At 32.6% G+C, this 15437-nt stretch carries 9 protein-coding genes, 4 tRNA genes and 1 other RNA gene; 12 read left to right on the forward strand and 2 right to left on the reverse strand.

What is annotated here, in order from left to right; genetic code table 11:
• The first annotated feature begins 9 nt into the window (after positions 1-9).
• The 5 genes from BUC06_RS03210 to BUC06_RS03230 are packed head-to-tail and all read left to right on the forward strand — an operon-like array spanning position 10 to position 10733.
• On the forward strand, positions 10-3138 hold the full coding sequence (locus BUC06_RS03210) for a DEAD/DEAH box helicase (RefSeq protein WP_050377441.1): 3129 nt from the start codon (positions 10-12) through the stop codon (positions 3136-3138).
• 17 nt (positions 3139-3155) lie between these two features.
• Positions 3156-3920: a DUF4391 domain-containing protein gene (locus BUC06_RS03215; RefSeq protein WP_050377440.1), complete on the forward strand. Its 765-nt coding sequence runs from the start codon at positions 3156-3158 to the stop codon at positions 3918-3920.
• Positions 3907-5823 (forward strand): site-specific DNA-methyltransferase, encoded by a 1917-nt coding sequence (locus BUC06_RS03220; RefSeq protein WP_073329663.1) that lies wholly within the window; start codon positions 3907-3909, stop codon positions 5821-5823. Before BUC06_RS03215 ends, BUC06_RS03220 begins: the two co-directional genes overlap by 14 nt.
• A 1-nt stretch (position 5824) precedes the next feature.
• Positions 5825-7717, forward strand: a complete 1893-nt coding sequence (locus BUC06_RS03225; protein ID WP_050377438.1) for an ATP-binding protein — start codon at positions 5825-5827, stop codon at positions 7715-7717.
• Between the two features lie 19 nt (positions 7718-7736).
• Positions 7737-10733 carry a restriction endonuclease gene (locus tag BUC06_RS03230; RefSeq protein WP_073329666.1) on the forward strand — a complete coding sequence of 999 codons (2997 nt, stop codon included), beginning with the start codon at positions 7737-7739 and terminating at the stop codon, positions 10731-10733.
• Between the two features lie 131 nt (positions 10734-10864).
• Here BUC06_RS03230 and BUC06_RS03235 read toward each other — a convergent pair whose 3' ends face one another.
• Together BUC06_RS03235 and ssrA are read right to left on the reverse strand one after the other, a co-directional pair.
• Positions 10865-12409: a hypothetical protein gene (locus BUC06_RS03235; RefSeq protein ID WP_050377436.1), complete on the reverse strand. Its 1545-nt coding sequence runs from the start codon at positions 12407-12409 to the stop codon at positions 10865-10867.
• Between the two features lie 251 nt (positions 12410-12660).
• Positions 12661-13059: a transfer-messenger RNA gene (ssrA, locus tag BUC06_RS03240) on the reverse strand.
• Between the two features lie 299 nt (positions 13060-13358).
• Between ssrA and rpsU the strand changes: the two genes are divergently transcribed.
• From rpsU to BUC06_RS03275, 7 genes are all read left to right on the forward strand, one after another.
• Positions 13359-13556: a 30S ribosomal protein S21 gene (gene rpsU, locus BUC06_RS03245; RefSeq protein ID WP_034723363.1), complete on the forward strand. Its 198-nt coding sequence runs from the start codon at positions 13359-13361 to the stop codon at positions 13554-13556.
• 83 nt (positions 13557-13639) lie between these two features.
• Positions 13640-14527: a tyrosine-type recombinase/integrase gene (locus BUC06_RS03250; RefSeq protein WP_073329669.1), complete on the forward strand. Its 888-nt coding sequence runs from the start codon at positions 13640-13642 to the stop codon at positions 14525-14527.
• Entirely contained in the window at positions 14524-14814 is a 291-nt protein-coding gene (locus BUC06_RS03255; protein WP_073329672.1) for an HPF/RaiA family ribosome-associated protein, read from the forward strand. Before BUC06_RS03250 ends, BUC06_RS03255 begins: the two co-directional genes overlap by 4 nt.
• Before the next feature lie 108 nt (positions 14815-14922).
• Positions 14923-14996, forward strand: a tRNA-Thr gene (locus BUC06_RS03260).
• An 18-nt stretch (positions 14997-15014) separates the two neighbouring features.
• Positions 15015-15095: transfer RNA gene (locus BUC06_RS03265), tRNA-Tyr, on the forward strand.
• Positions 15096-15182: 87 nt separating this feature from the next.
• A tRNA-Gly gene (locus BUC06_RS03270) sits at positions 15183-15255 on the forward strand.
• 92 nt (positions 15256-15347) lie between these two features.
• Positions 15348-15421, forward strand: a tRNA-Thr gene (locus BUC06_RS03275).
• Positions 15422-15437: the final 16 nt, after the last annotated feature.

The raw sequence follows: 15437 nt of genomic DNA on the forward strand, positions 1-15437 counted from the left end.
TAATCAGAAGTGATCAACAACCAAGATATATTATTTTTTAACGAATTAATATACAATATTAAACCAAATTCTACCGTCAAAATATGTGTAAACAATTTTAGTTTCAATGCAATTTTTGATTTATTAGAACCATTCCAAAACTGTAAGTCTGTTGAGTTACTCATTCAGAAAACAGATTTTGATCACCAAAAAGCATCCTTTGTTAAAGATTTGTCTGAAAATGAAACCAATGCAAAACTTCAAACTTACTACCGCCTTCGTCAAGTTTTAGATTTTGTCGAGAAGTTTGTTTTTGTTAAAAAGGGAATCACCGGAGGCAATAGTTTTATCATTGTTGATGATAAATCATTCCAATTTGCACCAAATAATTTTAACGAAACTACACTTGGACTCGTTAAAGATGGGAAACCTTATATGATTTTCGGTCTTGAAGATTCTTCAAATTCTTTCGGTAAAGCATTTGAAAATTTATGGAATGGTGGTACAGATTGTAAAAAAGAACTGGTTAACTTATACCAACAAGCAGATGTTTTAAAATCTGCGGAAGTAAATTATAAATATTCAATTTCAAAAATCTTTGCAGGAAAAACCACGGAGGATATCAATGAGGAAAGATTAATGAAGACCGGATTCAAAAATTCTGTTGTTTGGAATAAACTTTTTAATTTTCAAAAAGATGCAGTCTTAGGTGCGATAGATAAAATTGAAAAATTTAACGGATGTATTATTGCTGATTCTGTTGGTTTAGGAAAAACCTTTGAAGCCTTAGCAATTATCAAATACTACGAACTTAGAAATGATCGGGTTCTTGTTCTTGCACCCAAAAAATTGAGAGATAACTGGGTTACTTACCGTCTTAATGACAGAAGAAATATTTTAGTACAAGACCGACTCAACTTTGATGTTCTCAATCACACCGATTTAAGTCGTGAAAAGGGAATGTCCGGAGATGTAAATCTTGAAACGGTTCATTGGGAAAATTACGATCTTATTGTGATTGATGAGTCACATAACTTTAGAAACAATAATCCATCAAAGGGTACAGTCTCTCGTTATGAAAAATTGATGAGAGATGTAATAAAATCCGGTGTTAGAACCAAGGTTTTATTACTTTCTGCCACACCGGTAAATACGAGATTAAACGACCTGAGAAACCAATTGGCTTTCATCACGGAGACGAATGATCAAGCATTAGTTAATGAAGGAATTTCAAGTATTGATCTTACTTTGACACAAGCACAAAGGAAGTTTAATACTTGGATGAAACAAACAAATCCTACAAGAGAAGACCTTATCAACAGGTTGGATGGTGACTATTTCAAACTTTTAGATATTTTTACCATATCAAGATCAAGAAAACATATTGAGAAATACTATGATGTTGCGGATATTGGCAAGTTTCCAACAAGACTAAAACCAATTTCCCAATTCAGCGACTTCGATACAGATAACAAAGAGTTTTCCATTACTGATATTAATGATTATCTACAATCATTAAACTTAAAGTTTTATTCACCGATGTATTTCGTTTTCGAACATTTGCAAGAAGCTTATGCTGAAAAATACGATACGAAAACAAAAACAGGTGCAGTTTTCAGTCAATTAGACCGTGAGGAAAGTATTATTACCCTAATGAGGGTTAATCTTTTAAAAAGATTGGAGTCATCAATCTTTTCATTCTGTTTGACAGTTGAAAAACTTTTAAAACATATTGAAATACTTCTCGAAAAGATTGCAAATCATAGAGAGTTTGTTGAGGAAATGGACGTTCGAGATTTCGATTTTGATGATGAACAGCTCAATGATCTTTTTATTGGTGGTAAAGTAAAAGTTCTGTTACAGGATATGGATTTGGTTAAATTTAGAGAGTTTCTTGAATCAGATTTTGAAATCTTACAAGACCTTTACTTCAAGTGCAGAGTTATAACCGTAAGAAGAGACCAAAAACTGAAAGATCTAAAAGATATTATTTCTAAGAAAATTCAAAGCCCGATCAATCCAAACAATAAAAAAGTAATCGTCTTTTCTGCATTTGCCGACACGGTAAAATACCTTTACGAAAACTGTGCAGAAGAATTTGAAACTGAATATGGATTAAAATCAGCCTTGGTTTCCGGTAGTGATACCAACAAAACCAATTTAGAAGGGTGCAAAACAAATCTACAGAACGTCCTGATTAACTTCTCACCAGTTTCCAAAACTCGCGACAGTATTTTTCCCGATCAGAAAGGGGAAATTGATTTGTTATTTTGCACCGATTGTATTTCAGAAGGACAAAACTTACAGGACTGTGATTTTCTGATTAACTACGACATCCATTGGAATCCGGTTCGTATTATTCAGAGATTTGGTCGTATTGACAGGATTGGTTCTAAAAACGACCAAATACAATTAGTCAATTTTTATCCCGACATAGAATTAGATCAATACATAGACTTGATTCAACGTGTAAAAGGTCGAATGCAGATTCTCGACATTTCTGCTACCGGAGATGATAACGTGATAGATGACCGTGACGGGCAAAATAAAGAATTGGAATACCGAAGAAAACAATTAGAAAAAATGAAAGATTCGGTGGTTGATTTGGAAGACCTTGAAGGAGGAATCTCCATTTCCGATCTTACTTTTAATGACTTTAAAATAGATGCCGATCGTGTACAAGAAGAAGATTTAAAACAGTACGAATTATTTGCCAGTGGGATTTTCTCTTTGGTAGAAAATAATTTGGTTGATCATCCTGCCGGAGTTTTGTTTTGTCTTAAAGATTTAGATGAAAATAATTTTGAGGATAAACTAAAATCCAATTTATTACATCCGTATTCGTTGGTCTACATTACTTATGATGGTGAAGTTAAAGTACCGATGAGAATGGGAAAACGAGCCTTAGATATATTTAAAAAACTATCATTTGGGAAATTATCTGTAAAAGAAGAATTGTTGAAGCAGTTTAATATTAAATCAAAATCAGGTAAACACATGAACCAATATGTTGAACTTTTAGACATTGTAAAAAATCATTTATCTGGTGAAGAAAAAACAATGGAACTTAACTCTATCTTCAATCCAAATGGTTCATTAATCGGAAAATCTGGCAAAAAATCAGAATACGAAGTCATAAGTTATCTTATTGTAAACTAATAACACACAACAAATTAATGAACTGGAAAGAAATTTTTAAGTTACCCGACAATTGTACCCTCAATATTCCCATTACAAAAGTTTCCCTAAAAGAGCAAGATGGAATAACCATCAGTGAAGCAAAACTTTTGGATGGATCAGATATTCAAAGTATCCGGATTTTTGGAATTGTGAGTAAAGGGAACGCCAATATTCCTGAGTCTATTGATGACTCTCAATCGTTTGTTGAAGTCTATTTTATTGTTGTCAGTTTACGATCTGATGTTTATGAAAAAAATTATAAGCCGGTTGCCCGACTGATCCACAAACTTATTCCTCATCACTGTCTTGTAATCCTACAATCTGAAGATGAATTAATGTCTCACATTAGCTTATCTACAAAAACCATAAATAAAAATGACAACAGGTTTAGAGTAATTTCAGATGAATTGTTTTCCGTTTTGATCAACGATGAACAAACAGATTTTCTTGGAGCCTTTTCCTTTGCTAATGCAAATACCATCAATCTTAAATCATTTTACGAGTACTATTTGCAAGTAATCAAAAATTTTAACCTTATTGATTTGACTAAGGAGTTCAAAATAAGAACGTATGAAATGACAGAAGAATTACTAATCATCAATGAATCTGTTGAAAACTATAAATCGAAAATTAACCTCCAACAAAAACAACTTAAATCTGTCACTCAAATGAGTGAAAAAGTCAGGATAAATTCCGAAATTCACGACCTCAAACAAAAAATAAACGAACTAAAAGTTAAGATAGAACATGGAAAAGATTAATGAATTGACCTCAGAAAATATTGTTCAGCAGAATATTGAAAGATTAAAAGAAATCTTCCCTACGGCTTTTAGTGAAGGAAAATTGGTGGTTGAAGAATTACAGGCATTGGTTGGAGAATACATTCAAAAAGATAAAGAATATTACCAAATGACTTGGGCAGGCAAAACCGAAGCCCAAAGAGAAGCTAATAAAGTTTCTACCGGAACTTTGCGCCCGTCAAAAGATGAAAGTAAAGACTGGGACTCTACCGGAAATATTTTTATTGAAGGTGATAACTTGGAAGTTTTAAAACTTTTACAGAAGACTTATAATAGTAAGATAAAGATGATCTACATAGATCCGCCTTACAACACAGGAAAAGATTTTGTCTATGAGGATGACTTTTCTGATAATCTTAAAAATTACTTAGAGTTAACTGGACAGACAGATCAAACAGGAAAAAAACTAACAACTAACACAGATAACGATGGAAGATTTCATAGTAAATGGTTGACAAATATGTATCCTCGTTTAAAACTTGCTCGAAATTTACTGAGTGATAATGGAATTATTTTTATATCAATAGATGATCATGAACAAGGAAATTTAAAAAAAATTTGTAATGAAATTTTCGGAGAAGAGAATTTTATTTCTCAGTTGGTTTGGAAGAGCGGAGGAACATCCTCAGCTCACTTTACGAAGGAACATGAATATGTATTGTGCTATTCGAAAAATCTTGCAAGCTTATCATATTTTCAATATAATGGAATTTCCTCTGTTTCTGACAGGGCTATAAAAAAACCAAGCGTAAAAAATCCTATTTCAATAATTCATTTTCCAGCTGGAATTGATTTTGAATGTGAAGATAAAATTTTCCCAAACTTTTTCGGTGATAAAGAGCCTGTTAAAATTGTTAGTGGTATTTTTCAAGCAAAGAATAGAAAGCTGGCAAATGAAGTTTCTATTGAAGCGGCATGGTCAATGGCTGATATGATAAAGAATTGGTTAAATGGTCTTACGGTGATAGATCAAAAAGGGCAAATTGTAAAACGGTTTTTCTTTAAAAATAACGGTGTTTTACAATACGAAAAAGAAAAGGGAACAATTCATCCAAAAACTATAATCACTGATTACACGACAAAACAAGGAAGTAATTCAATTTTAAATCTTTTCGAAAATAATTATTTCGATTTTCCTAAACCTCCTGATTTGATTAAATATTTTTCATCGATTGTAACAAATGATAGTGATATTATTCTTGATTTTTTTGCAGGATCTGGGACTACAGCACATGCCGTCATGCAACTAAACGCAGAAGACGGAGGTAGTAGAAAGTGTATTTCGGTACAATTGCCAGAATTAACCGATGAAAAATCTGAAGCCTACAAAGCAGGATATAAAAACATTGCTGAAATTACAAAAGAACGTATCCGTAGAGCAGGAGAACTCATTACAAGAGAAAATAAAGATAAAGAGGGAATTGAAAATTTAGATACCGGTTTCCGTGTGTTTAAATTAGATTCTTCTAATATTCTCGCTTGGGATACATCGGTTGATGAATTTGAAGGACAATTAGATATGTTTGCAGAAAATAATGGAGACCACATTAAATCTAACAGAACAGAAGAAGATGTGTTGTTTGAGATTCTTTTAAAATACGGTTTAGAATTAACCTTACCTATCGAAGAAAAAGTGGTTGGAGACTGTAAAATCTACAATATCGGTTTTGGGTCAATGTATATTTGTTTGAGTGATCAGATCAAAGCAGATGTTGCCACAACCATTGGTGAATGGCATAAAGAATCTTCGGATTCCAACCCGTCAGTAATTTTTAAAGATTCTGGTTTTGCCAGTGATGCCGATAAAACCAATACAGTACAAACTTTGAGACAGGTGGGTATCGAAAATGTGAAATCTATTTAGAATGGAAAGTTTAAAAGAATTAATCTCCCAACTCAATTCTACCGATGAATGTCACAATATCGAAGCTAAAAGAGCTTCCGATATTGGTAAATCCATTATGGAAACGGTTTGTTCATTCAGCAATGAACCTAGCTTAGGTGGCGGATATATATTATTGGGTGTAGAAAAGGAAGATAATCAAAAAAGTCTTTTTCCTGAATATGTTGTTACCGGAATTCCTTTCGAAAAATTAGATGAAATCCAGACCAATCTTGCTTCACAATGTTCAGATATTTTTAATAAACCTATTCGCCCATCTGTAAAAGTTGAGCAGGTAGATGGTAAGAATGTGATCATTGTATTTGTAGATGAATTAGCCACAGAAAACAAACCGCTTTACATTAAAAGTAAAGGTTTACCACAAGGTGCATACCGAAGAGTGGGTTCTGCCGATGTAAAAGGTACCGAAGACGATATGAATATCTATTTTAGTACGACAGAATCATTTGACAGTACCGTTGTAAAAGATGCTGAATTAGAAGATATTTCTGAGGATAGTGTCGTGCTTTATCGGAAATTCAGAGCCGAAGTCAACTCTACCGCAGAAGAACTACAATATGATGATATGGAATTGCTAAGATCAATTCATGCCATCAAAAAGAAGAGCAAAGAATTTTTTGTTACTTATACCGGTTTATTAACTTTTGGAAGTCGTCCTGCATTAAGAAGACTTTTACCAATGGTTAGAGTAGATTATATCAGAGTTTCAACCAATGAGTGGGTTGAAGATGCCAATAACAGATTTACTTCTACTTTGGATATGAGAGGTTCGTTACTGGAAATGGTTCAGAGAATTATCCATACCATCGGTGACGATTTACCTAAAGGTTTTGAGCTGACCGATGAAAATATTCAAGCCAAAAATATAGGACTTCCATTAAGAGTTTTACGTGAGGCAGTTGTAAATGCCCTTATCCATAGATCTTACAAAGAAAATAGTCCTATCCAAATTATCCGTTACCCCAACAGAATCGAAATAATTAATCCCGGATTTTCATTGAAAACTGAGGAACAATTGGGTGAACCGGGTTCTGTAAACAGAAATCCGTATATCTCAGCCATTTTTCACGAGACCAATTTAGCAGAGACCAAAGGTTCGGGAATACGAACGATGAGACGTTTGATGGAAGGAGTTTCAATGATGCCACCAACATTCGAGAGTGATCGGGAAAATAATAAATTTACGGTAAGATTACTTTTACATCATTTATTAAATGAAAAAGACTTGGAATGGTTAAAGAACTTTGATTCTTATAATTTGACAGATAATCAAAAACGTATTTTAATTTTCATCAGAGAATTAGGTGCTGTTGACAATTCTTCGGCAAGACAGATCAATGGATCGGAATCCAAGACCACAAACAGTGATCTTAGAAAGCTTAGAGAACTAGAATTATTAGATACTAAGGGTAGAAATAGATACACTTATTACATTCCTACTAATGTTCTTAAATCTACTTATTCAGATATTAATGTTGATCTGGCTAGTACACCAGTTGAAGACCTTAGTGCACCAGTTAAAGATCTTAGTGCACTACCTAATAATCTTAGTACCCTAGCTATTAATCTTAGTACCCTAGCTAAAGATGATATAGATAAACTTTCTCTAATTAAGGATAGAATAGATAATCTACCCTCTCGAATAAATGATAAAGCGGTAATAAAAAATATCATTTTAGAACTATGTTCAATAAAAGAATTTAAGATGAATGAATTAACTGTTCTTCTAAACAAAAGTAAAAAATATATTTTACGAGACTTTGTTAATCCATTGCTTGAACAAAAAGAACTTGGATATAAATTCCCTGATATGATCACTCATCCTGATCAAGCTTATTTAACTTTAAACAAATAAAACTCGATAAGAGAAGAAGATGAAAATACAATTTGAAGGCAATCTCAATTATCAACAAGATGCCATAGAAGCCGTTGTTGATGTATTTAAAGGTCAGGAAAAATTACAGTCTAACTTCACCGTTTTAGCTCCCAAAGATCAAACCATCGACTACGATGCCGATTTGGGTTATGCCAACAAAATAAATCTTTTACCGAAACAAATCGTTGAAAACGTTCAAACCATTCAAATGAAAAATGGTTTGCGAATTTCTGATCCTAATAAAATTGATAGGAATGATCTTCAATTCTCAATTGAGATGGAAACCGGTACCGGAAAAACCTATGTTTTCACACGTTCTATAATGGAAATGAATCGTAAGTACGGTTTTAAAAAATTCATTATTGTTGTACCTTCTGTTTCGATTCGTGAAGGAATTAATAAATCTTTAGAATTAACAGATGATCATTTCAAGAAAGTATTTGAAAATACACCCTATAAATATTTTATTTATGACAGTTCCAACCTAAGTCAAGTTCGTGACTTTGCAACATCAGACCAGATTAGAATAATGGTCATTAATGTTCAAGCATTTTCACAGGATGTAGATACCGCAAAAGGATCTAAACGTATTATGTTGGAATATAATGACAAGTTAGGTGCAAAACCAATCAGTCTACTTCAAGATACCAACCCAATAGTAATTGTAGATGAACCTCAAAGTACGATGAGTTCAAAGTTACAGATTCAGTCTATCAAAAATTTGAATCCAATAGCTATTTATAGGTTTTCAGCGACTCATAAAGAGAAAATAAACCTCCTTTATAAATTTGATGCTATTGATGCTTATAACGACGGAAAAGTTAAGAAGATCGAGGTAGCATCAGTAACTGCAAAAGATGAAGTTAGCGATGGAGCTTTTATACAGGTCTTAGGCATATCCAATAAAAATGGGTTTAAAGTTAAACTGAATCTTGATATTAAAGGAAAAAATGGAAAAGTAACAAGATCATCTAAAGAAGTGAAGTTAGGTGATGACTTATATCAAATTACCAAGTTAGATCAATATTATGGATTTAATGTGAGTGAAATTAGTACAGAACCTGAGTTTATTGAATTTTCTAATGGACAGTTTTTACAATCCGGTCAAACATTAGGTGGTGTAAACGATAGCGATATCAAGAGAAAATTGATTGCTAAAACCATACAGGAACATCTCGACAAAGAAGTAAAACTGAACCCAAAAGGAATAAAAGTTCTGAGTTTATTTTTCATTGATAAGGTGGCTAGATATCGAGAATATGATGAAGAGGGTAATAAATTAAATGGTGAATATGCTCAAATTTTTGAAGAAGAGTATAATAGAATCATTCAGTCACCTAAGTATAAACTGTCTCTTTTTAAAGAAGTACAAGATTTAGAAGTCAATGTTTTGGATGTTCACAAAGGATATTTTTCTACCGATAAAAGATCGAAGAAGTCTAACTCAAAAGATAAATTTGAAGCATTTAAAGATACTTCCGGTTCCGTAAAAGCAGATGAAGACACTTATCATCTGATTATGACAGAAAAAGAAAAACTACTCAGTTTTGACTCACCGGTACGATTTATTTTCTCACACACTGCATTACGAGAAGGTTGGGATAATCCGAACGTTTTTCAAATTTGTTTACTAAAAGAAATGGGTGCCTCCGAAATAAGAAGAAGGCAGGAAATAGGTCGTGGATTGAGAATTTCTGTTGACCAAACCGGAAATCGAGTTTATGATGAAAACGTAAATATTTTAACAACGGTTGTCAATGAAAGTTTTAAAGATTTTGTGGAAGAATATCAAAAAGAACTTAATGAAGATACAGGGATAACGTTTGGTCATCTTGCTATAGAATCATTTAATACGGTAGTGACCTCCGTTGACGAAAATGATGAACCCGTTTATTTGGGACAGGAAACATCTTCTCAAATTTATCAAACTTTTATTGAATTAGGATATATTGACAAAAAAGGTAAGATTCAAGATACCTTAAAAATCCACTTAAAAGAGGAAACCGTTGACTTAGGTCAGGAATTTAGTGAAACTGTCTCAAAACAGATTTATAACATCTTAAAACAAGTTGCAGGTTCTTTAGAAATCAAAGACAATGATAAAAAAGTTGAAATTAATATCAACAAAGAAGTTTTTCTATCGGAAGACTTCAAAAAACTTTGGGATACTATAAAGTACAAAACAGTATATCAGGTCGAATTTGATTCTGAAAAATTAATTGAGAACTGCATTAAGACAATCAATAACAACGTGTTAAACCAACAGGCAAAAATAGAATTTGTAAAAGGTAAACTTGCTGTTGGAAAAGGTGGAATTGAAACAGATGGTGAATTGAAAACTTATGTTGAAAATTTGGAGGTTGAAGTAAGAAGTTTACCGGACATTATAACGTATCTCCAAAATGAAACTGATCTTACAAGAAAAACAATTGTGCTTATCCTAAAAGGATTAGAAGCAAGGGTTTTAAAGTATTTTAAGACCAATCCACAAGCTTTTATCGAAAAGTGTATCGATGTTATTAATATTCAAAAAAGATTATTTATTGTTGACGGTATTAAATACCAAAAAATTGGTGATCACGATTATTACGAGCAAAAAGAATTAGAAAAAACCGATGCAATTGGTTATCTGAGTAAATATATGGTTGAAGCCTCCAAATCAGCATTTGATTATACTTTATGTGACTCTGATGTTGAGTTAAATCTCGCTAGAGAATTTGAAAGTAGTGAAAATGTAAGTTTGTACACCAAGTTACCGGGTTGGTTCAAAATCCCAACACCATTAGGCAGTTACAATCCCGATTGGGCAATTTTATACAATAAAGGCGATGGAGAGAAACTTTATTTCGTAACAGAATCTAAAGGGACAATTTTTGATGAAGGATTGAAGCCAATTGAAACCGGAAAAATAAAATGTGGTAAAGAACATTTCAAAGCAATTGGTAGCAGGATGATTGTTGCACATACGATGGATGATATTTATAATCAAGTTTAAGATCAAAGTTTCATGAATGATAACTATGAATCCGAAATTTTTAGTAATTATCCTACAGATTATCTAAAACATTAGCAATATGTGTTTGATGAAATAAAAGAGTTTAAATTTAAATTTTGTACCATACAAGTCTAAAAGCAATTAAATAAAAATACATTCAATCTAATTTCTCTGTTATTGTCCACTGGATGCTTAAATAAATAAGTTTGAACGGTTTCTTTATAATCATCAGTTTTATTTTTGTAAAGCGGATGTATTGTTATATTAGCATTTATTTTAACTAAAATATCGGTAACATTTTTAGTGTTCTTATTGAAAAATATAAGAGCACAATTATCAGTTCTCCAGTTTAAATACCTATCAAAAAGTTGGTTCAAAGAGTCCAATATTTTAGATTGCCCTTTCCAAATTTTGCATTCTGCAATAAACAAGATATCACCACTAATATCCTGAATTAAAATATCAGTTTTTCCTTTTTTGTTAAAAGTTTCACCAGTAGAACTTAAATTATCGAAAGATGAGTTCAGCCCCGGTAATAATAAGTCTCGTAATTTCTCCTCGTCTAAATACTCATTGATACTCTCGTACTTTTCAAGATTGACTCCGAAAGAATATATTTTTTCAACAATTTTCGATATTAAATTCTTTTTGTTTTCCGTTTCGTTTTGTTTGATAAAATTTTCAGAACTGTATATATTGATGAGTTCTTTAGAATATTCTTTCTCATTAAACAACCACTTTTCAAGAATTTTTATATACTTTTTTTCATTCTTGCTATAATTCTCAAATAGTTTTCTTTGTTTAAGCAAATGCTCCTCGCTTATAATTTTGACAAGATTATCTTGAAAATGTTTATTATCATTTTCAAGAGAGATAGATTTAATTATTTGTTTAGTAATATTTAGTAAATCAACCACTAAATCTTCTAACAATTTTACAGTTAGCTTTGCCCTTTTTGTATATCTGTTGACTTTAACTTCTCCGGTTACATATAAATTTAATGGTAAAGATTTTGAAAATTTACTCTTGAAATCTGAGAAAATTTTAATGTCCGGTAATGTTTCAATCCATTTCTGAAATGCGATCTGTAAGATAAAAATATCTCTATCCTTAATTGGGACAATTGGTTTTTTCTGATTTTCGAAATAATTAATAAGTCTATTTACTTTACCAATTTCATCATTGTCAATCGCTTCGCCTTTTAGATGTGCTTGTAGATATGATGTAACTACTGATTGATACTCATACCCACCGATGTTAGGATGTCCAAAACTGTCAAAATTATATTCGAAATAATCTGTAATTATGCTATACCAATCGTCAGAATATAGATTTTCTACAACAAATTCATTTGTATAATATGCTTGTTTATTAACTTTTAACGGCACATGCTCATAATTCTTTTTATTAAACCACTCTTTAGTATTTAATTTGGAATGACGTTCGCAACAATTAGGAAATTTGTCAAACCATACTTGAATATTATCTTGAACTCTTTTATGAGACTCACAACACAGAGGAAAGTTCTCCGGTAATGGTGTTTGTTGAAAGTTACAATTGATTTCAAAACTATCCATTACAAAATCGTCAGCATCAAACTTCACTAAACCATTAGTATTAATTTGATCTTCTAAATAATTAATGTCATTGATATATAATTTTATTTGCGTGTCCATTTTGTTTTTTCTATGTTTTAAATCGCCTTACATTATCAAATATTGAAAATGGGTAATAGTAGCTAACGTTGCTAACCACTGTTAAATTAGTATTTTACGAATATGTTAATTAGTGAAATATGCACCCACCGTTGCACCCACCAACGTGATATTTAAAGAACAGTAAAGATATCACATAAAACATAAAAAATCCTTTATATCGTTGATATAAAGGATTTTTAAGTTTCAAAAGGTTTCGTAACCTTTCATCTCGGTGGAGTTGGAGGGATTCGAACCCTCGTCCAAACAAGCAATACATAAGATTTCTACATGCTTATTCTACCATTGATTTTCGACTGAAGGCAGAGGGCAGACACCCAACATCCAGCTTATCTTCTGAGGTTTTCGAGTTTCAGCCGAAGCGTCTGAAACCTTATTTCTACATTCCTATATCCCAGGATCAAACGCCGTAGAACGGAGCATTTGTGAGATATCTTGCTTCCTTACTATCTTCGGGAAAGCGCTTGAATCTTACTTTATTCGGATTAAGCTGCAAGAGCGAACTCTTCGTTGCCAGTTAAAGTTGTGTAGCAAGGGATTTAAGAGATCGCGCTACGGTTCTCTGCATGCTTACTTACCCATTGATCTTGCTGTCGAAACCAGTCAACCCCATGAATTAAGTAAGTGCAAAGATAAAGTTTTTTGTTTATATACCGTTCATAATATAGGCTGCTTTTTAGAATTATGCTGACGTAAGAAAGTTGGGCAATGTTTTCTTAGATGAAATAATGATTAATTAATTGATTTTCAGTGTTTAAAATAAATATTGCCTATGGGGTATTGGTGACTTATCCACATTGCAAAGTTTTTTTGTGGATAAGTTATTTGCTTTTTTTTAATTAAATCGGGGTTAAATTTTGAGGTTTAATAAAAAATGTCTAGTTTTGCAACCCAAAATGAGATGTAAAGTATGTTAATAATTCCAGTAAAAGATGGTGAATCCATCGACAGAGCATTAAAAAAATATAAAAGAAAATTTGATAAAACGGGTACAGTTCGTCAATTGAGATCTAGACAAGCGTTTATTAAGCCTTCTGTAACTTTAAGACAATCTAGACTAAAAGCCGCTTATAAACAAAGAGGGCTTAGCAAGGAAGAGCAGGCTTAAGAATTTTTCTTAACCACATAATAATTCACTTCTTAAATATTCTTATATTTGAGAGGTGAATTTTTGTTTTTACACCTTACGTAATGTTGAATAAATATTTAGAATATTTGCAGTTCGAAAAGAGGTATTCACCTCATACCGTTACAAGCTACAAAAAAGATCTTGAGGACTTTTCTTATTTCTACCTCAAAACAGAAGCTTCCGAAGATATTTCCCGGGCAGATAAAAAAGTGATCAGAAATTTTATCGTTGAACTAAGCGAAAATAATATTTCGAAGAGAAGCATCAATAGAAAACTATCATCACTGCGAAGTTTTTATTTATTTCTTTTAAAAATAGGGGAGATTAAAGTTTCTCCCACCGAAAGTATCTCTTCCCTTAAGTTTTATGCTGAAAAACAGATTCCTATCTCACAGGAAGAAATGCAGACGCTGAGTGACGATGTCCTGTCAGAGAACCATGATCTTCTTGAAAAATGCATTATTGAAGTATTATATCAGACCGGTATCCGGAAAGCCGAGCTTTGTGGCCTGATGTTTGAGTATGTTAATTTATACGGAAACGAGCTAAGAGTAATAGGAAAAGGAAATAAAGAACGCTTTATTCCTATATCCAAAGATCTCTCGGATCTGCTTAGAAGTTATCTTGAAGTAAGGAAACCTGAAAACGGGCATCAGGCATATTTTTTGGTCAATAAAAAGGGTAAAAAACTCTCAGAAAAATTTGTTTATGTGGTAGTTAATAAGTACCTTAGTCTTGTAACAACGAAAGAAAAAAAAAGTCCTCACATCCTTCGGCATAGCTTTGCTACGCACGTTTTGGATAATGGGGCGGAGATCTCCAAAGTAAAAAAAATATTAGGGCATTCCAGTCTTGCCAGTACTCAAGTCTATACGAATGCCAATATTGAACAATTGAAAAAAGTGTTTAATCAGGCTCACCCGCGAGCATCTAAAAAAGAAGAATTATGAAGATCACAGTTCAATCAATTGGTTTAACACCACACGAACCATTAGAATCACACATTGACAAAAAAGTAAGCAAATTGGAAACCTTCTATGATAAAATTCATGAGTGTAAGGTTTTCTTAAAAGTCGAAAATACCTCGGATCGAAGTAACAAAACTGCTGAACTTATTTTGGCCGTTCCGGGAGACGATATCGTAGTAAAAAAGACATCTGAAACTTTTGAAGAAAGTTTAGACCTTTGTGTTGATACAGCTAAAAAGCTACTAATCAAGAAAAAAGAGATGGCATAGAAAAAAAAGATAAAAAAAGTCATAAAAAAGTTTGAGAATTCAAAAAAACCGTTCTATATTTGCACTCGCAAAAAGGGAACAGCGTTCTTTTGAATTCTTTTTAATTATGCCTCCATAGCTCAGCTGGCCAGAGCACGTGATTTGTAATCTCGGGGTCGTGGGTTCGAATCCCTCTGGAGGCTCATTTAATATAAACTTTTGGGAAGATTCCAGAGTGGCTAAATGGGACTGACTGTAACTCAGTTGCTTCGGCTTCGCAGGTTCGAATCCTGCTCTTCCCACTATTTTATATTAAAAAAAAGTCTTGCAGGTTTCAAGAAGTTTTCTTAGATTTGCAAACCGTTACCAATGATTTTGGAAACAAAATTGCGGAAGTAGCTCAGTTGGTAGAGCGTCAGCCTTCCAAGCTGAATGTCGCGAGTTCGACCCTCGTCTTCCGCTCAAAAATCAGACTCAAAAAGAATGATTTTTTAAACAACTGAAAAGCTCAGAGTAGAATTTTCTCAAAAGCTTTCAGGCGTAAAATTAAAATTGCCTCCATAGCTCAGTTGGCTAGAGCAGCTGATTTGTAATCAGCAGGTCGTGGGTTCGAGTCCCTCTGGAGGCTCAATTTTAATATAAAC

The organism is Chryseobacterium carnipullorum (assembly GCF_900142785.1).
Lineage (GTDB): Bacteria > Bacteroidota > Bacteroidia > Flavobacteriales > Weeksellaceae > Chryseobacterium > Chryseobacterium carnipullorum.